The sequence below is a fragment of the Marinifilum sp. genome (genome assembly GCF_965230805.1).
In the GTDB taxonomy this organism is placed as follows: domain Bacteria; phylum Bacteroidota; class Bacteroidia; order Bacteroidales; family Marinifilaceae; genus Marinifilum.
The window spans coordinates 2,880,911-2,902,858 of sequence record NZ_OZ246019.1; the positions used below are offsets into that span (position 1 = coordinate 2,880,911).

Genomic DNA, 21,948 nt, shown 5'->3' on the forward strand with positions numbered 1-21,948 from the left:
ATTAAGCGTACTCTTGAATCAGTTCGTATATAGTCTTGCATTGGAAAGGCTTGGATAAATACACATCCATACCAATTTCTACAGAAATATCTTTATCATCGGAATAATAATTTGCCGTAAAGGCAATTATTGGGATCGATCTCTTAACCTTTCTATCTTGCTCAATTTTTTTAATTCTTAGAGAGGCCTCAATACCCCCCATAATTGGCATCTGAAGATCCATAAGGATAATATCATATTCGTTCTCAGAGAATTTTTCAACGGCTTGCTTTCCATTTTCAGCAATATCTACTTTGCCAACTTTGTGTTTTAAGTAAACCTCAAGCGTTTTTCTGTTGCTGGGTTGATCCTCGACCAGTAAAACTCTAACATTTTCAATTTTTGTATTAGTCTTGTTTGGATGAGTTTTTACGATCTGTATTGATTCAATACTTTCTTCCCAATATATTTTTTTCTTTGTCTCAATGCCAATTTCTTCAAGCAATGCTGTTAATTTTTCGTGTACCATTTTGTGCTTATCAATTACCCCAACGATTAATATCTAAAAATATAGAATTTAAAGTGGAATTAAAAGTTAGTTCTCTTAAAACAATCAACATAAAAAGATTTAGTTATTCACAGTAAAACTTAATGTATTGCATTCTAATCAATTTTAGTAACAAAGAACTACCATCATTTTTTTATTTTTGAGCTTATTAAGCTAGATAAATTAAAAACTTGTAATAATGTCTGACGATAAGAAAATTATTTTTTCTATGATGGGGGTAAGTAAAATCTTCCCACCTCAGAAGAAAGTACTTAATAACATCAACCTTTCATTCTTTTATGGCGCTAAAATAGGGATTATTGGATTGAATGGTTCAGGAAAATCAACTTTGCTTAAAATTATAGCTGGTCTTGAAAAATCATTCGATGGACATGTAGTTTGGCCAAAAGAACATACCATTGGATATTTGGAGCAGGAGCCACAGTTGGAAGCCAGCAAAACTGTAAGGGAAATTGTACAAGAAGGTGTTCAAGAAATTGTGCAAGTTTTGGCAGACTATGAAGCTGTGAATTTAAAATTTGCTGACCCCGAAGTTCTTGAAGATCCTGATAAAATGCAAGCTGTAATGGATGAGCAGGCTGTTCTTCAGGAAAAGATTGACCGATTCGATGCATGGAATCTGGATACAAAACTAGAAAGGGCAATGGACGCGCTTCGTTGTCCTAATGGAGAAGCATTGGTTCAACATTTATCTGGAGGAGAGCGCCGTCGTGTTGCATTGTGTCGCTTGTTGCTTCAAGAGCCGGATATTCTTCTTTTAGATGAGCCTACCAATCATTTGGATACTGAATCGGTGCAGTGGTTAGAGCAGCATCTGCATCAGTATAAAGGCACTGTTATTTGTATTACTCACGACCGTTACTTTTTGGATAATGTTGCAGGTTGGATTCTGGAGTTGGATAGAGGTGAAGGTATTCCTTGGAAAGGGAATTACACTTCTTGGCTGGATCAGAAATCGAAAAGACTCGCTCAGGAAGAGACAGTGGCTAGTAAGAGAAGAAAAACACTTGAGCGAGAGTTGGAATGGGTTAATATGGCTCCGAAAGCTCGACAGGCTAAAAATAAGGCACGTTTAAAAGCTTACGATACTTTGATGAATCAGGATGTGAAACAAAAGGAAGAGAAATTGGAGATTTTCATTCCTAATGGTCCTCGTTTAGGCAATAAAGTTATTCATGCGAAAGAAGTTGCCAAAGGGTTCGAAAACAAATTGCTGTTCGAAAATCTTGAGTTCGAATTGCCACCTGCAGGTATTGTTGGTATTATTGGTCCCAATGGTGCGGGTAAAACTACCCTGTTCCGCATGATTATGGGATTGGAGCAACCAAACAAAGGCACTTTTGAGCTTGGTGAAACTGTAAAAGTTGGATATGTAGATCAGCAACATGCTGATATTGATTCTGAGAAAACAGTTTACGAAGTAATCTCGGGAGGAGGAGAATTGATATCTGTTGGAGGCAGACAATTGAATGCACGTGCCTATGTAAGCAGATTTAATTTTTCTGGTGCCGATCAGGAAAAGAAATGTGGAGTGCTTTCAGGAGGTGAGAGAAATCGCTTACACTTGGCCTTAACTTTGAAAGAAGAGGCAAATGTGCTACTGCTGGATGAGCCTACGAATGATATCGATGTAAATACACTTCGTGCTCTTGAAGAAGGTTTAGAAAGTTTTGCAGGTTGTGCAGTTGTTATTTCACACGACCGTTGGTTCCTTGATCGAGTTGCTACACATATTCTTGCATTCGAGGGTAATTCTGAAGTTTACTATTTTGAAGGAAGCTATTCTGATTACGAAATTAATCGCAAGAAACGATTAGGAGATGAAGGTCCTAAACGTATCAGATACAAGAAATTAATTGCAGATTAAGAAGACAGAGGGAAGATTTTGAAAAGGAATCTTCCCTTATTTTTTGTAACTTAAGCTAATATTATTCTTAATTAAAAAACATTATGAGCGAATTTGCAACACCTAACGATGAAAGAAATTGGGCAATGTATTGTCATTTATCTGCTTTAGCAATGTTTATCTTTCCTTTTGGAAATATTATTGGACCACTTATTTTATGGTCGATGAAAAAAGACCATTCTGCTTTGGTTGATAGAGAAGGGAAAAAAGCTTTGAATTTTCAAATTTCAATGAGTATTTATCTTTTTGTTTCAGCCTTTTTAATAATAATAGGCATTGGTATTTTGTTATTAATTGCACTTGGTTTGGTAAACCTTATTTTCGTAGTGATGGCTGTTGTTAAAACCTTAACTGGTGAAGACTACGAATATCCGCTCAGTATAAAAATATTAAATTGATTAAATGAAATCTTTCTCATTATACAAGACAATCTACTTTTTAGGGGTTGTCTTAATTTTTATTGGTGGTTACCGATTGTTCAAAAATCTTTCTTACGGAGAATTATTATTTTCTTCTGGAATTCTTTGCTATTCAGGGGTTCAAATCTTCTTACTTTTCTATAAGTCGATATCCGAATGGAAACTTTTTGAATACCTCAAACTATCAGTAAATGTATTGTTCCTGATATCAATAATACTTTTGTTGATTTTGAATTTACAGGAGTGGTATTATCCATTTATTTTGGGGCTATTGATTGATTTCTTTTCAAATATCTCGAAAAGAATAAATAGACGGCCAACTTAGGTTTAAAGATATTTTCAGGCTAACAAAAATAATTGGAAGCTTCAAAAAGATTTTTTCACTAATCATTCTCGTCTTAAGTAACAAACTGTGCTACTATCGAAATATTTAATATTTTTGTAAATCTGATAAAAAATCAAAATAAAGAATAAGAAATGGCTCAAAAACTGTCTATTCCTAAAGGAACGAGAGATTTTTCACCTGTTGAAATGGTGAAGAGAAATTATATTTTTGATACCATTAAAGATGTTTTTCAATTGTATGGATTCATGCCGATTGAAACTCCATCAATGGAAAATCTTTCAACTCTAATGGGAAAATATGGAGAAGAAGGGGATAAATTACTTTTTAAGGTATTGAATTCGGGAGATTTTATCTCGAAAGTGCGCGATGAACAATTGCAAGAGCGCAATTCGGTTAAGCTTACAACAAAGATTAGTGAAAAAGGTCTTCGTTACGATTTAACTGTACCATTTGCTCGTTACGTTGTTCAGCATCGTAACGATATTAGTTTCCCTTTTAAGCGATACCAAATTCAGCCGGTGTGGAGAGCCGATCGTCCGCAAAAAGGACGTTACCGTGAATTTTATCAGTGCGATGTTGATGTGATAGGAAGTAATTCGCTTTTAAATGAAGTTGAATTGATACAGATTGTTGATGAAGTATATCGCAGGCTGCAATTGAATGTAGTTGTAAAATTCAATAACCGTAAAATTTTGGCAGGTATTGCCGAAATTATTGGTGAGGCCGAGAAAATTATCGATATCACGGTTGCTATCGATAAGCTTGACAAAATTGGATTGGAGAATGTAAACAAAGAGTTGGCAGAGAAGGGAGTATCTGCGAAAGCAATTGAAATGCTGCAGCCAATTATTTTGTTATCGGGCACCAATGCCGAAAAAACTGCAAAATTAAAAGAGTTATTGGCCAGTTCGGAAGTTGGGATGAAGGGTATCGAGGAATTGGAAACCGTATTCAACTACCTGGAAAAACTAGATGTAAAAACCGAAGTTGAATTGGATTTAACTCTTGCCAGAGGTTTGAATTACTATACTGGAGCCATTTTCGAGGTAAAGTCTAAAGATATGGAGTTTGGTAGCATTACCGGAGGAGGGCGTTACGACGATTTAACCGGTATTTTTGGTTTGAAAGATGTTTCTGGAGTTGGTATTTCGTTTGGTGCAGATCGTATTTACGATGTGTTAGAACAAATGAATAAGTTCCCAGAGGAAACTGCAGCTACAACCAAAGTGTTGTTCATTAATTTTGGCGAGAAAGAGGAATTATTCTGCTTACCAGTTTTAGCTAAATTGCGTGCCAATGGTGTGAATGCCGAAATTTATCCTGTATCGCAGAAAATGAAAAAGCAAATGACATATGCCAACAACAAAAATATTCCTTACGTGATTATGGTTGGTGAAAGCGAAATGGAAGAGGGTGTTGTGAGTTTGAAAAACATGGAAACTGGCGATCAGGAAAAATTAACTCCAGTGCAATTAATTGAAAAACTAGCATAGTTTAAAGTGGCTTAAAAAATAGAAGGGCTGTCAACGAACAGCCCTTTTTTGTAGTCATTTATGTCTTTCGCGCTGGCCCATATGACGCCCTTTTTCTTTTATTTTCCTTAGCAACATGTTCTGAAATTGTTTTTCGGTATGATATAGTTCAAGCACTTTCTTTATGGGAAGAACCTTTTTAAATTTTTCATGATACTCCATGTTTAGTTGTGCTTCTTTCACTCTAAGGGAAATCATGTTGTCGCTTATCTGAACCAATTTGCTCTCAGGTATACTATCCAAACCATTTCTGATTTTACGGAACAATACCCTACCATCCTGTCTAAGTTGTTCTTTCTTGTTTTCAAATTCATTGTAAACAGGCCAAAATAATTGAGCTTCTTCAGGTGTTAAGGCTAATCTTTGTGTAATGAATGCTACCTTTTGAGCTTGAATTTCCTTATGCATTCTGCCACGACCTTCGCCTTTTCCTTTTTGCGCCATTGCCGCGAAACAAAAAAGCATTACAATTGATATTGATAGGATTAATCGTTTCATATTTTAATAATTATAAGTTCGCTAATAAATCATCGGTTGTGATATCGTAATCCGAAAGGTATTCAATAATTTCGTCAGTAGTAGGTTCCGGCATGCCATCAAAAAACAAATCAGAATCAATATTTTCTGTGTTAATGGAGCTTGTATCTTCGATTTGCGATATCTGTGGATTTTGGTATTCAGTAGGAACGACCGTGGTCAATATAAGTTTTGCTACCAAAACAAATCCAATAACGCTGGCTGCCATCCACATGTATGGCTTAAGTAATTGAACCAAATTCCTTTTCTTTGGATTCTCTTCTTGCTTAATTCTTTTGTTGATTCGATCACTAAGATCCTCAAAATAATTTTCAGGAACTTTAAATGCTTGATCTTTTTTCATGTCTGACAGATTATTCATGATTCATATATTTTATAGACTGTCAAAATTTAATTTGGTTTAATCATTTAATATTGGATTGATATTGCTAACACTCCAACTTAAGAAAAGACTCAATTTTTTTTACTGCATGATGATAGGATGCTTTTAAAGCTCCAACCGATGTTTCAAGAACTTCTGAAATTTCTTCATATTTCAGTTCATCAAAATACTTCATATTAAACACGAGGCGTTGTTTTTCGGGCAACCTCAAAATTGCCTTTTGGAATTCTATTTGCGCCTGATCTCCATCAAAATATTCATCGGCCTGCAAATTGGCAATTAACATCTCTTCCACATCTTTATTGGCAAAAGCAATATTTCGTCTCTGCTTCTCTTTTAAAAATGTTAGTGATTCGTTGGTTGCAATTCGGTACATCCAAGTAAAAAATTTAGCATCGTACCTAAACTTAATCAAACCTTTCCAGATCTTCACGAAAGTGTTTTGCAAAACATCATCAGCATCATCGTGCGATAATACAATTTTCCTGATTTGCCAATACAGTCTTTCCTGGTATTTTCTCACCAACATTGAAAAAGCCTGACTTTGGGTTTTCTTATCCTGAAAAAGTTGTAATATTTCTTCGTCAGATATATTATTCATCAATATCTAATCTATAATTGAAATTTATTCTTTGCTTCAAACTTACTAAGAATAATGCCAATGGGTTTCTATTTTTTTATCATGCTTTCGCAGATAAGCATAGCATGAACACCAATCGCAATTAAAAGTAGCCATTTGCAATTGCTTCTCGAAGGGTAAGACTTACTTCTTTTAAAAAGGTTTAATGAATGTACACTAGGGCAAAAAAAATCCGGAATCAAACTGACTCCGGATTCGTATCTTGAATCGTGTTTTATTTTTGAAGCAATGTTTCAACTTCTTTCACAACATTTTCGGCATTATAGCCAAATTTTTCATCCAAAACTCCAGCAGGTGCTGAGTAACCGAAATGATCTAAACCTACCGATTTTCCCTTAGGACCAACCAATCCTTGAAGTGTTACAGGCAAACCAGCAGTTAAACCAAGAACAGGAATTCCAGCAGGAATAACTTCGTTTTGGTATTCAGCCGATTGTTGTCTGAACAATCCTTCAGAAGGAACTGAAATGATTTGTACTTTCAAACCTTTATCAGCTTTCAAAATTTCAGCACCGGCAACCAAAGTTGAAACCTCAGAACCACTAGCTAATAGAATTACATCAGGAGTAGATTCTGGTTTTTCAACAATGTAAGCACCTTTTTCGGCAGCCAAAGCTTCCTCATATCTGTTTCCGTTTGCAGCCGGAAGATCTTTAATATTCTGGCGAGATAAGATCAAAGCAGTTGGGGTTTTTGTGTTCTCCATAGCCATTTTCCATGCAACTGTTGTTTCATCAACATCAGCAGGACGAAGAGCCAATAAACTCATTTCACCAGAGTGATTCTTCAATTGCTCCAACAAACGAATTTGCGCTTCTTGCTCAATTGGTTGGTGAGTAGGTCCGTCTTCACCTACACGGAAAGCATCGTGAGTCCAGATGTACTTCACAGGAACTTGCATAAGTGCCGATAAACGAACGGCTGGTTTCATGTAATCCGAGAATACGAAGAAAGTACCACAAGCGACAAATACACCACCGTGAAGCGCAATACCGTTACAAATTGCAGCCATTGTTAACTCCGCAACACCAGCTTGCAAGAATGCACCCGAGAAATCACCTTTTGCGATTGCTTTTGTTTGTTTTAAGAATCCGTCAGTTTTATCTGAGTTACTCAAGTCGGCAGACGAAACAATCATGTTGTCAACACTTTTTGCCAATTCGGCTAATACAGCAGAAGAAGCAGCACGAGTTGCCGCACCTGATTTTTGCTCGATAGATGCGTAATCAATTTCCGGAGCATCACCGTTAAAGAATTTTTCCAGTTTAGCAGCTAATTCAGGATTTGCTTTTGCCCATTCAGCTTGTTCAGCTTTTTTAGTATCAGCATATTCTTGTTTCTTTTTAAGAACTTCTTTGTAGTAAGCCTCTACTTCAGGGAAAATTTGGAATGGTTTTTCGGGATTACCACCTAAGTTTTCGATAGTTTTGTCTAAAGAAGCACCAGCAGCACCTAGAGGCTGTCCGTGAGTAGAAACCATATTTTCGAAGCTGCAACCATCGGCATCAACAGCACCCTTACCCATTACGGTTTCACCAATAATAAGAGTAGGACGTTCTGTTTCGTTGTTAGCCGCTAGTAGTGCAACACGAATTTCCGATGCGTTGTTACCATCAATCGTAATAACGTTCCATCCCCAAGCTTCGTATTTTTTAGCTGTATCTTCTATTGTAACTTCATCAACTTTTGTTGAAAGCTGAATGTTGTTAGAATCGTAGAACATGATTAGGTTACTTAGTCCTAAAGTTCCGGCAATTCTACCTGCACCTTGAGCAATTTCTTCCTGAATTCCACCATCAGAAATAAAAGTGTAAGTTTTGTGAGACATCCATTCACCAAAACGTGCGGCAAGGAAACGCTCAGCAATGGCAGCACCAACAGCCATTGTATGACCTTGTCCTAGTGGACCGGAAGTATTTTCAACACCTCTTTCAATATCAACTTCTGGGTGTCCGGGAGTTGGGGAGCTCCATTGTCTGAAGTTTGCAAGTTCCTCCATACTATAGTTGCCCGTTAATGCAAGAATGGAATAAAGCATTGGCGACATATGACCCGGATCAAGGAAAAAGCGATCACGATTGATCCATTGTTTATCCGATGGGTCGAAGTTTAAAAATTCGGAGTAAAGTACGTTTACAAAATCAGCACCACCCATAGCACCTCCAGGGTGTCCGGACTTTGCTTTTTCTACCATAGCAGCTGCAAGAATACGAATGTTATCCGAAGCCTTGTCAGTTACCGTAAGATCCACTTGGTTGTTCATTTCTTTTAGATCCATTTTTATAAAATGAGATTTTAATGATAAAAACTTGGTAAGGTTTTATTAATGCATGCAAATATAAACAAAAATGCAATCCTTTTTGAGCGAATCTTGTTTAAATAAAAGATTTGTAAACCAAAGAGATTCAAATCATTCCCGTCCTGTATTTATATTTCATCAACAGAAAAAGTGCTATGTGAGTTTGTAATATTGGTATAATATCAATTACACACCAAAATTTTGTCCTTTTAAGCTTTCATCATTTAATGAAAGACCAAACTGGGATAATCCCATTTATAATGGTTAAATAAGTGGTTCCAAATTTTGGGCAGAATTTAGATAAAGAGTATTTTATCAGTCGTTTTGACTTGTAATTGATATCAAAGGAGACTTATTTTAACTGTTTATAATTTTTCAAATTAATACCAATATTTAAAACCTAACCGAAACTGACTTGCCTGATTGGATCTCGAAACTTGACTTTCTGGAGTTTTGAGAAAGAGAAGCATTTTTATTTCGGAAGATGATGTGATAAACACCAGGTTGGAGGGTTAAGGTTTCCCGAAGCTTTTTTTCTTGCATATCGTAAATCCATTCCAAATGCTCATTGCGTTGCACAAAAATGCTGCAAGGGCCGTGTGATGGTTTAAAAATGGTTGCCAAACCAGGTTGTGGAATTTTAATTCGAGTTGTGGTGCTTTGATTAATTTTAACATTCGGAATTTTGATTCGCGGAAGCGTTAGAATTTCTAAATTGTATGTACCTGTAATGTATTTAACGCTTTGATTGATCTTTTGGGTATTTATTATTTGTGTATCGATTTTTACAAGAGTTTGCAAGTCTTTATACATGTTTGCCCTGTTCGATTCAATTGTTAAAAAACCTTGTGGCGCATCAAAACCGATTTTGCTATGTTTTCCTGCCAGAATAGTTACGCTGTCCTTGTGAAGTTCAGGAATAGTATGAATCGTTATGTTATAACTTAGTAACGGATCGATATAAAGAGTATCTGGATTTCCTTTTGCATTTAGGGTATGCATAAATTGATAACGAACCTTTCCTGATACATTATTGTAAAAAGTCATGGCTACATCTGTTTCGCTTGGATAACCATTGGCATCAATCAAATTTACCTGGGCAGATGTCTTATTCAATACCTGCGAAATAACATACTCCAGAGTGCCTCCGAATTTTTCTTCATGTTCTACTTGCAAAAAGTTTCCGATGCACTCAAAACTACTTTTGAAATTCACGTCCAAACCAATGCCTATTATAAAAGGTTTGAGTATAATTCCTGCCTTTTGTAGTTTGGCCGACACTTCGCAAGGATCGCCATCACAGGCTTCCACCCCATCGGTAATTAATATCACAACATTTCTAACACCTTTTTGCTTAGTAGGAAAATCGGCTGCAGACAATTCCAATGAATGGGCAATGGGGGTAGTTCCTTTGGGAATAAGGTATCGTAAAGTTTGCCTGATTTTACTTGCATTATTTGGCAAGAAAGGGACTTCGAGTTTGGTATCGTTGCAATCTTGCGGCGGAACCGGACTTTGATGTCCGTATACTCTTAAAGCCATTTCAACATTGCTTTCACACTCAAGGCTATCTACCATACTAATCAGGAATTGGCGAGCGATATCTATTTTTTTTGATTCTTCCCAATATCCATTCATACTTTGTGAAGCATCAAAAATGAAAAGAATTCTTGTTTTTTCATCAGCTTGCAAAGATTTGCTTTGTGATAATAATGGATTGGCAAATAAAAGTGCAATTAGTGCGATAATAAAATAGTGTATCTTCAAAACGAATTTTTAGATGTTTAGTGCGATAAAAATACTAAATGATCAGCTCAATTAAATGTAGAGAAGCATTACTTATCAAAAGTTATTTTTAAATTTGATACCTATAACGCTTGCACCACCTAAATAATATGAGTAGATCGCTTTTGTATACTATATTTTTCTTTTTTTGTTTGGTTGGACTGATATTTTTCTTTTCAGGGAATAATGGCCTGATTGTAAAAATGAGAATTATCAAGAACGAAAGGGAATATAGAAATATTTATTATTTGCAAAAAGAAAGATTTAAAGTGGTTACAGAAAACCGATCGCTTATTTTTTCGGAGGGAGAAGTAAGTTTGCTTAATACCAGAAACAAAACGTATTGGAAGGGAAGTATTAAGACTTTTAATAAAGCCATGCTAAATTCCAGTTTGAATCCTTATATTCAGCTTAAAACTAAGAATAATTACTTTAAAAAAAGTTTGCAAGAAAAGGATCGAAAGGCTCTGCAAAAGATTGTTGAAAGCACCTCGGGAAAACAAAACAGTGATGTTCTAAAAGCTGAAATTAAGATGACTCCTGATTATAATTCTATTGCTGGATTTGTTTCAAGAAAATATCTGGTGAAGCAAAATAATCGTGTTGTAGAAGAAATTTGGGTGGCCGAGAATTTAAAAAAATACATTCACTATGATTTAAACCTCGATCTGTACAATGATTTTATGGAGAGCCTGCTTCAACATACCGATTCTAGATTATACTTGCATTTGGAATCATTCATGGGAATCATAAAAAATGGATTTCCCATGAGAATAAGAATGTATGGAGGCAAGCATGTTACCGAAACGGAAGTGGAACAATTAATAAAGAAAAAGTTTCACAATTCTGTATTTGAGCTTGGCAAAGGGTACAAAAGGGTAGAACTTTCAAGTTTGCTTAACTAATCCAGAAGAATAAAATTTTTACTTTCCTGCTCAATCACTCTCTCAATAATCTTGAGGTTATCAATTGATTGCAATTTCATTATTTTTGATGAAATGTCTGTACTAGCTCCAAACAACTCAGCTGCTTTCATCAGTTTTTCTCGGGCTTTTATAAAATGATAATATTGCAATGCATCAATGTCTCCTTCAAAATTCAAAATAATTCTTGAATATCTGTAATACTCCATTGCCAAGTTAAACTTGTTGGCCGGATTAACACGATAAATCTCAATAGCCGTTTTCAGCCTTCGTTTGGCACTGGATAAGGCGTTGTATTGTGAAATACTGTCGGTGAAATGATAGGATTTTGGAGTCTCAGATAAATGCTTATCAATGGCAATTTCGCCTAAATTAAAAATTTCAAGAGGTACAGGATTTTCCAGGAATTGCCACATCGGAATTAAGGGCATATGTGTATTTATAAACTCTTCGGGTGATACCATAAAAAACTCATTTGCTTTATTCTTAATTCCTGTGTGATATAATATAGCATTTGCCCAACTTAAGTCGAAACAAAACCAAAAGCCATCAACCTTTGCAGCGTTCCATGCGTGTGTTGCTCTGTCTTGTAAAGCACCATTTTTTGTAATGTATCCACTAATAGAGTAACATTCTATTCCGGATTGGTCGCAGAAATATTGGAACAAGCGCGAAAACCCTTCACAAACAGCCATTCTTTTTTTAAGAACACAAACTGGAGTCGAACAATTATTTGATCCCATGTAAAATAAAATTTTAGGGTCATATAACAGTTCAATTTGATTTTTATACCTGATGTTTTTGATAATCCAATAATAGAAAGCTCTTACCGTTTCGGTTTGATTTACGGCAGTTTCTGCAAGGTAATTATGAAGTGTAACGATATTATTACTTACACTGTCGGGTGTTTTTCTAACATGTTTATCAATATGGCCAAATCTTGCTGTAGGTTGATCCTGAGCATATACTGATCCCAAAGAAATCAAGCAAAAAGATAATATGAATAGTAGTTTTGCAATCATATGAAATTCGTATAAAGCTAGTAAAATATAAGTTAAACAGTTCATTAATTTGTTCCTTTTTATTCTATTAACAAATTTTTAGGAGATATGAAGAAAATTGGCACATCGAAAATTAAAATGTACTTTTGCTCAGATTTTTGAAAATAGAAACGAAGCAAATCAAAATAATATAGAATTGCCATGGCATTACAGTGTGGAATTGTAGGATTACCAAATGTAGGTAAATCAACTCTGTTTAATTGTTTGTCGAATGCGAAAGCACAATCGGCTAATTTTCCTTTTTGTACAATTGAACCAAATGTAGGTGTAATTACAGTACCTGATGATAGACTAATTAAATTGTCTGATTTAGTTGATCCGGAAAGAGTACAGCCTGCGACTGTAGAAATTGTTGATATTGCAGGTTTGGTAAAAGGTGCGAGTAAAGGAGAGGGTTTAGGAAATAAATTCCTTTCAAATATTCGCGAAACTGATGCTATTATTCACGTATTGCGTTGTTTCGTGGACGATAATATTACGCATGTTGATGGTAATGTAGATCCGGTTCGTGATAAGGAAACAATTGATACAGAATTGCAATTAAAAGATTTGGAAACCGTTGAAGCTCGCATTCAAAAATCTGCTAAGGTTGCGCAAACAGGGAAAGATCCTAAAGCGAAAAAAATGTTTGAGGTTTTAAATCGCTATAAAGAAGCTTTAGAACAAGGGAAATCTGCAAGGACAGTTGAATTAACAGAGTCGGAAGAAGAAGTTACTAAAGATTTGTATTTACTTACGACAAAACCTATTCTTTACGTTTGTAATGTTGATGAGGCAGCAGTGAAAGATGGGAATCAATATGTTGAAGCCGTTAAGGAAGCAGTAAAAGATGAGCATGCGGAACTTCTTTTGATTGGTGCTGCAATTGAAGCAGATATTTCGGAATTGGAAACTTACGAGGAGAAACAAATGTTTCTTGAAGATTTGGGATTGGAAGAGCCAGGTGTTAATAAATTGATTAAAACAGCCTACAAGTTGTTGGATTTAGAAACTTATTTTACGGCTGGTAAAAAAGAGGTTCGTGCATGGACCTATCCAAAAGGGGCAAAAGCTCCACAGGCTGCTGGTGTAATTCACACCGATTTCGAAAAAGGCTTTATTAGAGCAGAGGTAATTAAGTACAGTGATTACGTTGAACTCGGTTCGGAAAGTGCTTGTAAAGATGCTGGAAAAATGAACGTAGAAGGGAAAGAATATGTAGTGCAGGACGGTGATATCATGCACTTCCGTTTTAATGTGTAAGACATTAGAACCTGTAATATATAAAAATGGTCGTTCAAGTTTGAATGGCCATTTTTGTTTAAAATATCTTTACTCTTGTATAATCCATTGATATAAATATTTTCAAACAATAAGAGTATCTTTGCTTTGTGTAATGAATATTAATAATTCGTTGCTTGTTATTTCATTATAAATTATTTAAAGATGATACGCACACTGTTTCTAATTGGTATGGGAGGTTTCCTGGGAAGTGTTTCCCGTTATTTAATCGGTCAGGGATTACATCGAATTTTCGATACCATTTTCCCAATTGGCACCATGACAGTGAATATTGTTGGTAGTTTTATTATTGGAGTTGTGTATTCTCTTGCCGAGAGAGACAATCTTATAAGTCCTGAGATGAGAATGTTTCTTGCAGTGGGTTTTTGCGGTGGATTTACCACCTTTTCTTCTTTTGCCTTCGACAAATTGAATCTTTTAAAAGATAGCGGATTTTTGTATCTTTCTGTTTATGTGGGAGGAAGCGTTTTTCTTGGCCTCTTGGCAGTGTATTTAGGTACTCAAATTAACAAGTTGTTTTAGTTCAGAGATTAGTTTGAGGAGCTTCGATCTAATATCTGCAAAACCTCAAATCCATTAAAATGAAATTGAAAGGGAAAGCAAAATTACTTCGAGTATATATTGGCGAGGCCGATAGGGTTTATCAGAGGCCTTTGTATGAAGCAATAGTGTATGGGGCAAAAAAGTATGGTTTAGCAGGCGCTACTGTTCATCGCGGAGTTATGTCCTACGGAGCCAGTTCAAGAATTCATACCTCCAAAATTTTTACGCTAGCTGATGATTTGCCAATAATAGTTGATATTGTTGATTCCACTGAAAAAGTAGAGGGGTTTCTGCACATTTTAGAATTGCTAATCGAGAAATCGGGTGGTGGCGGAATGATTACCATGGAACAGGTGGACGTAATCCGATATCAAGCACAGTCTAAATAATACCATTGTTAGGTTGAAGCAGTAGATTCGTTTCATCCGGTTATTATTTTTTCCATTAGCCATATGTAAGCCGAAAGATCAAAATAATCATTATCGTGTTGGTTTAATTGTTTTAATCATGCTCGTTCCTTCATAAAATTGGTATCATATAAGTTCTACTCATTAACAGGTTAAGCTGTGAAAGAATTTTAGATCAAACTCACCTAATTTAGACTTGTATTCCATCACATCAATGGCTTAAATCAGAGCGAATCCATTATATTTGTTGCCGACAATATTATAACGCCAATATCATATAGGGATGAACAGACGAACCGTAATCATATTACTGATATTTTTAATCACCAAAATTTCAATAGTAAAGGCACAAAGAACTCGAAAAATACCTTCTGAACAGCCGAAATTGGTGGTTGGAATTGTGGTAGATCATTTAAGACCAGATTATTATTTTCGATTTTCAAATCTGATTGGTGAAAAGGGTTTTAAACGATTAATGAATCAGGGAACTTATTGTAAAAACACAAAATTTACCTACTTATACTCTCAAACAGGACCCGATCATGCAAGTATTTATACAGGAACACCTCCTGCATATCATGGCATCATTTCTCATGGATGGTACGATCGATTATCGGGTGAGTTAAATATGGCTAAAGAAGATGGAGATGCTAAAATAGTTGGCATTGAATCGAAAGAAAAAGGTAAATCACCTAAAAATTTGTTGGCGCCTACAATAGGCGACGAAATCAAATTATTCAATCACCATTCACGAGTTATAGGGGTTGGCTTAAATGCTGAGGCAGCATTGTTTTCTGCGGGTCATGCTGCCGACGGAGCCTATTGGATGGATGATCTATCTGGTATGTTTGTTACATCTTCTCACTATCAGGATACCATGTACAATTGGGTGAGTGAATTCAATAATAAGAAGTTCGCCGATTTTTACATGGATCGAATTTGGACGCCATTCGACGGACAAGATAAACCGAAAATTTCGGAAAGAATTTTGGGTAAAGTAGGTCTTTCATCGGATTTCTATTACGATTTGAATAAAGAAAAAAGGACATATGGATACAAAGCCATTAAGGCAACTCCATTTGGAAACATGTTGGTGAAAGATTTTGCCATTTCTGCCATCATTAACGAAAACTTAGGGCGTGATGACGATACCGATTTTCTATCCCTTACCTTTTCTTGCTTGGATTATAAACACAGAGAATTGTCTCCTTTTGCTGCCGAGATGATTGATAACTTCATCAGGTTAGATCGAGAGATAGAACATTTTTTGGATTTTCTTGATGAACAAATTGGCTTGGAAAACGTATTGGTTTTTCTTACTGCAGATCAATCGGCAAACTACACGCCTGAGAACTTAAAGGCGCAAAACATCCCTAACGGATATTTTAGTTCCTACAACGCTATGGCTTTGTTAAAATCATATCTAAATGTAATGTATGGAAGTGGCGATTGGATTTTGGGATACGATTCGCAGCAGGTTTATTTAAACCATCAGTTGATCGAAGATTCTAAATTATCCTTGGAAGAGATGCAATTAAAAGCAGCCAACTTCCTAATTCAGTTTACAGGTGTGGCTAATACCATTCCGGCCAGCAGTTTAATTACTGCCAACTATACCCATGGGGTAATGCAAAAAGTGCAGCGATCCTTCAATCAAAAACGATCTGGTGATGTATTGATTACGCTTGAACCTGGTTGGATGCACAAAATAAAAGATGAGAGAGATAAAATTGCTCAATACAGCTACACCAATCAGGTTCCTTTGTTTTGGTACGGTTGGAAAATTAAACGTGGCACAGTTTCTCGAACTGTTTATATAGAAGATATCGTTCCTACAATTTCCAATTTCTTGAACATTTCAATTCCTTCTGGTTGCGATGGTAATCCAATTGAGGAGCTTACAAAGTGATGATTGATCATTAACCCCTTGTACTTTGTAAGTTTTTAGCAGAAGAATATTTAATCAGGGTTATAAAATAAATTTCTGAAAATGAACTTATGATCATGCTGATAAAGCTTTATTTTTTGGAAAAATTCATATGCTAGGATGATTATACCTCAATCAATTTTGTAGGAAGCATATTTTATCATGATGAAACATGCTTCGTTTTTCCTGATTCCTAATTGCACGACGATTTTATACCCTTCCATTTTTATGGAAAGGAATAAAATCGTGCTGATACAAACAGTATTTCCTGAGTTCCGCACAGGGACACCCAAATTAGAAATCAAATAATTTAGCTAGATGTTTTTGTTCATCATTTAGAAGTAGAGTTTCTTTAAAAGTGTTGCCAGTTTTGGGATCTGAGATTTCGATTGCATAGATTGATTTGGCGATGTCGATGGCTTTTTCGGGACTCATTTTGTCTGTTTTTAACTTCAGTTGCCTCTCAAGTTCTTTGTAAACTTTATAGGCTACAAAATTGATGGTGATAAGCGCCTGAATCCTTTTTTGCAGTCTATGGTAGATTGGTCTGATCTTCAGGTCATGCTTTGCAACCCTAAAGGCTTTCTCGATTTTCCATAGCTGGCCATAATTATTGATGATTTCTTCCTTTGAAAGTGTTGTATTGGTCATGTAACCTTTCAGTCCATCCCATGCTGCATCCTCTTCAAATTTTCCATGATTGATTCTGATAGTTATATCTCCTTCCAGTTGTAAATACTTATTGTATCCTCTATTGTTTATCGATGACTTGGTCAGCTTACCTGATTTGATCCTTTGCTCCAACTTCATCAGCCCCCTTTCCCTATTATGCCTGTCCTTTTTAGCCCTTCTGTCAGTATATCCGACAATTAAGTTTGTTCCATCGGTTCTGGGAATAATTGCACTGGATTTATCTTTGAGATTCAGAGCGAGTATTTCTTCTTTAATCGCCTTGCTTTCATTTTTAATGCGTGCGCCAAGAATAAACTCATAACCTTTCTCCTGAAGTTCTTTGACATTAGAAGATGAGAGTAAGCCGGAATCAGCTATAACAACTAGCTTATCCAGATCATATTTGTCTTTAAAAACATCAATAATGGGAAGCATTGTATGGCCTTCAAACTTGTTGCCTTCATGAATTTCATATGCTAACGGATAGCCTTCAACACCAACAAGTAGCCCCAATACGATTTGCGGATTCTGGTGTTTTCCTTCTTTGGAAAAGCCTCGTTTTCTTAAATCATCTTCATCATCAATTTGAAAATAAATTGTTGTAACATCGTAGAAAACAACCCTGATGATACCGCCAAGTATCTTTTTGGTGTGATGATAACTAATTTGCTGAAGCGTTTCTTTGTGATCAGAATAGACTTTATCCAAATACCTGTATATCCTGTCTTCTTTTATATTTATCGAAAAGTATCTGTGTAAATACTGAGTCGTTTTTAACTTACTTGCCGGGTGTGACAGTCGAACCAGTACTAATTGTTTTAGAAGGTCGTTACAAACAGTGTCAAATCCAATTTCATTATAAATCCTGCCAAGTAACAGGTGGACACCTTCAATTGAAATGTTTCGTATGCTTTGTTTGACGGTTTCCTTGAAATCCTGTACTGTAAAATCAAAAGATTGTTGACCTTCATAATGCGAGATATAATCAAGTCCTTGTTGGTAAAGAGTTTCTATTTCAGTATCAGAACAAGAACTGCCGATAGTTTTAAGCACTTTGTATTTTCCAGAGCTTTTATCAATGACTTGCACACTGACAACACCACTATTGTTCTTCTTTTTTCTCACAAACATAGTGCAAATATAAGCCTGGGACACCCAAACATCCAACTAAAAAGAACTTATAACCCTGTAATAGTGCGACTTAAATCTTTTTGCCTGAAAAAAGTGCGGAACTCAGGAGGGTTATAAAATAAATTTCTGAAAATGCACTTATGATCATGCTGATAAAGCTTTATTTTTTGGAAAAATTCATATGCTAGGATGATTATACCTCAATCAATTTTGTAGGAAGCATATTTTATCATGATGAAACATGCTTCGTTTTTCCTGATTCCTAATTGCACGACGATTTTATACCCTTCCATTTTTATGGAAAGGAATAAAATCGTGCTGATACAAACAGTATTTTTTTACGATCAGGCTTTCAGGATCGTTTTTTAAAATAAACTTGGCTTAGCCATGCTTCACAAGTCCATTTCTAATATCCATTAAAGAGATGTTTTCAAAGTTGATAGATTCTAATAGCCATGCTTTAGAAGATGGAATTTATATTCTTTCTCTATTCTGGAGCTTCATTTTAAAGAATATACCAGCAGGTATTCATCAAACAGAATATACCTGAAAGTATAGGATTCAGAGAAATCATTCCGGCAAACTTCTCCTTTAAAAGTATTTTGGTGGGGTGAAAAAGGATGAATCTTCAATTCATTGATCAAATGAACATCCTTTTTGCCATAGAATTTAATTAGACATTCTTTTGCGCACCAGTGCTGATATAGGTGAAATGTTCGATTTTGATCTGAAATATTTTCAAGTTCCGATTCAGAAAGAAATCGATTTGCAATTCTTTGAACTCTATCCGATAGGAATTCCATATCCAAGGCTGGGATAGATTCCTTGCATACAAATATGGCAGCAAAATTTTTGGTATGACTGATGCTAATATTTAAATCGGAATCAACTAAAAATGGCTTTCCATGTTTATTATTCTCAATTCTTAAGTTGGCAGAAATGTATCTCTGAACCAGTAATCGGATGGCCAAATACTCTTTTTTCCTCGATTCGCTTCCAAAGGAATTTAACTTTTCAAGCTCTTTATCGCTTAAGTAAACTTGATTTTTTAGGCTGTCGGCCTTTTCATCAATCTTCCAAACGTATAGATTGCAATGCTCGCAAATTTGTAGGTGTTTGAATAATGGCATTTCAATCAGAGAATTATTTTTTCCACTCTAAGCTTTCGATCAACTTCACAATATCTTTATCGATATATTGAATTACGGGAGCCAAAGAATCCTGATTTGGGTGTTCTTTAAAGTAAAGAGCCCCACGCAAAAAATGTGCGGTACTGTCGGTTGCAACAAATTGCACCGATGAGGCGGTATTTCCTTTGATTCGATAAATTAGAGCATATACCTTTTTGTCTTGATTTAGGAATGCTTGTTCTTCTATGGCATCAGCTTTAATGCTGTGTTTATATGCCATTTTTCTCGAATCTTCGAGGTATTCCTCAACATTTTCATCTACTCTTTTATAGCTTAAATGAATGGTTGCCTTGTATCCAGGATATTGAACGTTTAACCAATACTTTTCGGCACCTTTAGTATTGTCAACATTCACTTCGGCAATCGACAATTTGTCAAAACTATAAGGATAATCCTGATTCCAATTCTCGTATTGTTTTCCTGGTAAATCAATACGAAAATAACCTTTGGGTTTGGGAGTATATTTTTCTTTGCACGACATCATTGCAACTAACAAGCTTGCAATAAGAGTAAAGTAAACGAATTGATTCAATTTCATTTTATAAATATTCAGAACGGTGTTTCTTATTTGCTTGATTTGAGTTTAGGAGGCAGGAATCGGATTTTTTTGATCCTTCTATTATCAGCAGCTTCTACAATAAATTTGTAGTTATGATGAGAGAACTCCTCTTTTTTCTGAGGGATTTCACCTTTTAATTCCAGTAAAATTCCCGCCAATGTATCAGCATCGCCCTTAATGTCTTCGAACAGATCAGAATCTAATTCTGTGATCTTAAAGAAATCGTTAAGCAAAGTTTTTCCTTCAAATACATAGGAGCCATCTTTTTCAAGGGTATAGGTTTCTTTTTCTTCATCCGATTCATCGGTAATATCGCCAATAATCTCTTCCAGAATATCCTCCATGGTGATGATGCCAGATGTACCACCATATTCATCAACGACAATGGCCATGTGGTTTTTTTGAGTTTGGAACTCTTCAAGCAGATCGTTGATTTTTTTGGTTTCAGGTACATAATAAGGAGGTCTGATAATGGACTGCCAACGAAAAGTATTGGGTTTGTGATGATGAGGAAGCAGATCTTTCACATAAAGAATGCCTTTTACATTGTCGAAGGTTCCATCGTAAACAGGAATTCTTGAGTATCCAGAGTCAATTAATATCGATTTTAGTTTCCCAAAACCTGTTCTTACGTCAATGGCTACTACATCAACACGTGATTTCATAATTTCAACGACATTGATGTTCCCGAAATTTACAATTCCTTCCAGAATTTCCATTTCATCGCTAATTTCATCAGCGGTTAATTCAAGGGCTTGCGATAAATCGCCCATCGAAATATTCTGCTTTTTAGAAATCCGCTTGTTAACAATCGAAGTAGATTTAATCAGGATAACTGACAAAGGCCTAAAGATCTTTTCCATATAGTATAAGGGAAAAGCCATAAATTTTGAAAACCTCATCGAAGTTTGGGTAGCATATACTTTTGGAATAATCTCACCAAAAAGTAAAAGCAAAAAAGTAATAATTACCACCTGAACCAAAAAGCCGATGGTTGGCGCATTGGAAAAATCCACAATTGAATTGGTAATAAAGCTTGATAAAATAACGATTCCAACATTTACAAAATTATTACCGATTAGAATGGTAGCCAGAAGTTCCTCCGGCATTCTTAGTAATTTTAACAATCGGCGATTTTTCTGATTTTCTTCTGCTTCTATATCATTAATTTGCTGAGGCGATAAAGAAAATAGAGCAACTTCAGATCCTGAAATCAATGCAGAGCAAAATAAAAGAAGTACCATTACAAGTAAACTTATAATGGTACTTATATCAAAAGAGTAAAAAACAATATCAGTATTGTTTAAAAATAATGTTGAAAAACTGTCTGTTTCCAATTTTCTCTCAGGTTGGTTAACACTCGTCTAAATTAGAATGGAAGATCGTCAGTTTCTTCTTCTGAAGCTCCGGCTTCATTGGTTGCAGTAGCTTGAGTGGTAGCTGTACTTTCTGGTGTTGAAGTAGGCTGGCTGCTATCTCCTTTTCTATCCAACATTCTAATGTTATCGCCAAATATTTCGGTCATATATCTTTTATTACCATCTTGGTCATCCCACGAGCGAGTGCGAATTCTACCTTCAATATACAATTGCATACCTTTTTTAACGTATGTTTCTGCAATTTCAGCTAATTTTCTCCACAACACAATGTTGTGCCATTCTGTTTGTGTTACCTTTTCGTTGTTTTTATTGGTGTATGTTTCGCTAGTTGCTAAAGGAAAATTTGCAACTGCAACACCATTGTCTAAATAACGTACTTCGGGGTCTTTCCCAACATTTCCGATAAGGATAACTTTGTTTACTGACATATTATCTTATTTTTTAATTAACAATAGGTTAAAGATACAAACTTTTAGATTGCT

Annotated in this window: 20 protein-coding genes; 8 read left to right on the forward strand and 12 right to left on the reverse strand. The window is 35.5% G+C overall.

Annotated elements, in window-relative coordinates; translation table 11 throughout:
• Position 1: 1 nt before the first annotated feature.
• Complete coding sequence (locus ACO05S_RS11620; protein WP_421918173.1) at positions 2-508, reverse strand: response regulator; 507 nt, start codon at positions 506-508, stop codon at positions 2-4.
• A gap of 217 nt (positions 509-725) precedes the next feature.
• On the opposite strand from ACO05S_RS11620, the gene ettA reads away from it, so the two are divergent.
• From ettA to hisS, 3 genes are all read left to right on the forward strand, one after another.
• Positions 726-2,414: an energy-dependent translational throttle protein EttA gene (ettA, locus tag ACO05S_RS11625; RefSeq protein WP_421918174.1), complete on the forward strand. Its 1,689-nt coding sequence runs from the start codon at positions 726-728 to the stop codon at positions 2,412-2,414.
• An 83-nt stretch (positions 2,415-2,497) separates the two neighbouring features.
• Complete coding sequence (locus tag ACO05S_RS11630; RefSeq protein WP_421918175.1) at positions 2,498-2,851, forward strand: DUF4870 domain-containing protein; 354 nt, start codon at positions 2,498-2,500, stop codon at positions 2,849-2,851.
• A gap of 498 nt (positions 2,852-3,349) precedes the next feature.
• Complete coding sequence (hisS, locus tag ACO05S_RS11635) at positions 3,350-4,711, forward strand: histidine--tRNA ligase (RefSeq protein WP_421918176.1); 1,362 nt, start codon at positions 3,350-3,352, stop codon at positions 4,709-4,711.
• A gap of 54 nt (positions 4,712-4,765) precedes the next feature.
• Here the strand turns inward: hisS and ACO05S_RS11640 are convergent, their stop codons facing one another.
• The 5 genes from ACO05S_RS11640 to ACO05S_RS11660 form a co-directional block, all read right to left on the reverse strand.
• Complete coding sequence (locus tag ACO05S_RS11640; RefSeq protein ID WP_421918177.1) at positions 4,766-5,248, reverse strand: hypothetical protein; 483 nt, start codon at positions 5,246-5,248, stop codon at positions 4,766-4,768.
• Positions 5,249-5,258: 10 nt separating this feature from the next.
• Entirely contained in the window at positions 5,259-5,648 is a 390-nt protein-coding gene (locus tag ACO05S_RS11645) for a hypothetical protein (RefSeq protein WP_421918178.1), read from the reverse strand.
• A gap of 67 nt (positions 5,649-5,715) precedes the next feature.
• Positions 5,716-6,270, reverse strand: coding sequence for an RNA polymerase sigma factor (locus ACO05S_RS11650; protein ID WP_421918179.1), 555 nt, complete (start codon positions 6,268-6,270; stop codon positions 5,716-5,718).
• A 253-nt stretch (positions 6,271-6,523) separates the two neighbouring features.
• Positions 6,524-8,587 (reverse strand): transketolase family protein, encoded by a 2,064-nt coding sequence (locus ACO05S_RS11655; protein WP_421918180.1) that lies wholly within the window; start codon positions 8,585-8,587, stop codon positions 6,524-6,526.
• A 414-nt stretch (positions 8,588-9,001) separates the two neighbouring features.
• Complete coding sequence (locus tag ACO05S_RS11660; RefSeq protein ID WP_421918181.1) at positions 9,002-10,375, reverse strand: vWA domain-containing protein; 1,374 nt, start codon at positions 10,373-10,375, stop codon at positions 9,002-9,004.
• Between the two features lie 128 nt (positions 10,376-10,503).
• On the opposite strand from ACO05S_RS11660, the gene ACO05S_RS11665 reads away from it, so the two are divergent.
• Entirely contained in the window at positions 10,504-11,298 is a 795-nt protein-coding gene (locus tag ACO05S_RS11665) for a DUF4412 domain-containing protein (protein ID WP_421918182.1), read from the forward strand.
• Here ACO05S_RS11665 and ACO05S_RS11670 read toward each other — a convergent pair.
• Complete coding sequence (locus tag ACO05S_RS11670) at positions 11,295-12,383, reverse strand: transglutaminase domain-containing protein (RefSeq protein WP_421918183.1); 1,089 nt, start codon at positions 12,381-12,383, stop codon at positions 11,295-11,297. The genes ACO05S_RS11665 and ACO05S_RS11670 overlap by 4 nt on opposite strands.
• 135 nt (positions 12,384-12,518) lie before the next feature.
• Here ACO05S_RS11670 and ychF point away from each other — a divergent pair, with 135 nt between their 5' ends.
• The 4 genes from ychF to ACO05S_RS11690 all read left to right on the forward strand — a co-directional run bounded on the left by ychF (position 12,519) and on the right by ACO05S_RS11690 (position 16,517).
• Positions 12,519-13,619 (forward strand): redox-regulated ATPase YchF, encoded by a 1,101-nt coding sequence (ychF, locus tag ACO05S_RS11675; RefSeq protein ID WP_421918184.1) that lies wholly within the window; start codon positions 12,519-12,521, stop codon positions 13,617-13,619.
• 183 nt (positions 13,620-13,802) lie between these two features.
• Entirely contained in the window at positions 13,803-14,180 is a 378-nt protein-coding gene (gene crcB, locus ACO05S_RS11680) for a fluoride efflux transporter CrcB (protein ID WP_421918185.1), read from the forward strand.
• A 59-nt stretch (positions 14,181-14,239) separates the two neighbouring features.
• Positions 14,240-14,590: a DUF190 domain-containing protein gene (locus ACO05S_RS11685; protein ID WP_421918186.1), complete on the forward strand. Its 351-nt coding sequence runs from the start codon at positions 14,240-14,242 to the stop codon at positions 14,588-14,590.
• Between the two features lie 301 nt (positions 14,591-14,891).
• Entirely contained in the window at positions 14,892-16,517 is a 1,626-nt protein-coding gene (locus ACO05S_RS11690) for an alkaline phosphatase family protein (protein ID WP_421918187.1), read from the forward strand.
• Positions 16,518-16,829: 312 nt separating this feature from the next.
• Here the strand turns inward: ACO05S_RS11690 and ACO05S_RS11695 are convergent, their stop codons facing one another.
• The 5 genes from ACO05S_RS11695 to ACO05S_RS11715 all read right to left on the reverse strand — a co-directional run bounded on the left by ACO05S_RS11695 (position 16,830) and on the right by ACO05S_RS11715 (position 21,894).
• Positions 16,830-18,338, reverse strand: coding sequence for an IS1634 family transposase (locus ACO05S_RS11695; RefSeq protein WP_421918188.1), 1,509 nt, complete (start codon positions 18,336-18,338; stop codon positions 16,830-16,832).
• A gap of 500 nt (positions 18,339-18,838) precedes the next feature.
• Positions 18,839-19,468, reverse strand: coding sequence for a 4'-phosphopantetheinyl transferase superfamily protein (locus ACO05S_RS11700; RefSeq protein ID WP_421918189.1), 630 nt, complete (start codon positions 19,466-19,468; stop codon positions 18,839-18,841).
• 13 nt (positions 19,469-19,481) lie between these two features.
• Positions 19,482-20,066 (reverse strand): gliding motility lipoprotein GldD, encoded by a 585-nt coding sequence (gene gldD, locus ACO05S_RS11705; RefSeq protein WP_421918190.1) that lies wholly within the window; start codon positions 20,064-20,066, stop codon positions 19,482-19,484.
• 26 nt (positions 20,067-20,092) lie between these two features.
• Positions 20,093-21,331 carry a gliding motility-associated protein GldE gene (gene gldE / locus ACO05S_RS11710; protein ID WP_421918191.1) on the reverse strand — a complete coding sequence of 413 codons (1,239 nt, stop codon included), beginning with the start codon at positions 21,329-21,331 and terminating at the stop codon, positions 20,093-20,095.
• A gap of 125 nt (positions 21,332-21,456) precedes the next feature.
• On the reverse strand, positions 21,457-21,894 hold the full coding sequence (locus ACO05S_RS11715) for a single-stranded DNA-binding protein (RefSeq protein ID WP_421918192.1): 438 nt from the start codon (positions 21,892-21,894) through the stop codon (positions 21,457-21,459).
• Between the last annotated feature and the right edge of the window lie 54 nt (positions 21,895-21,948).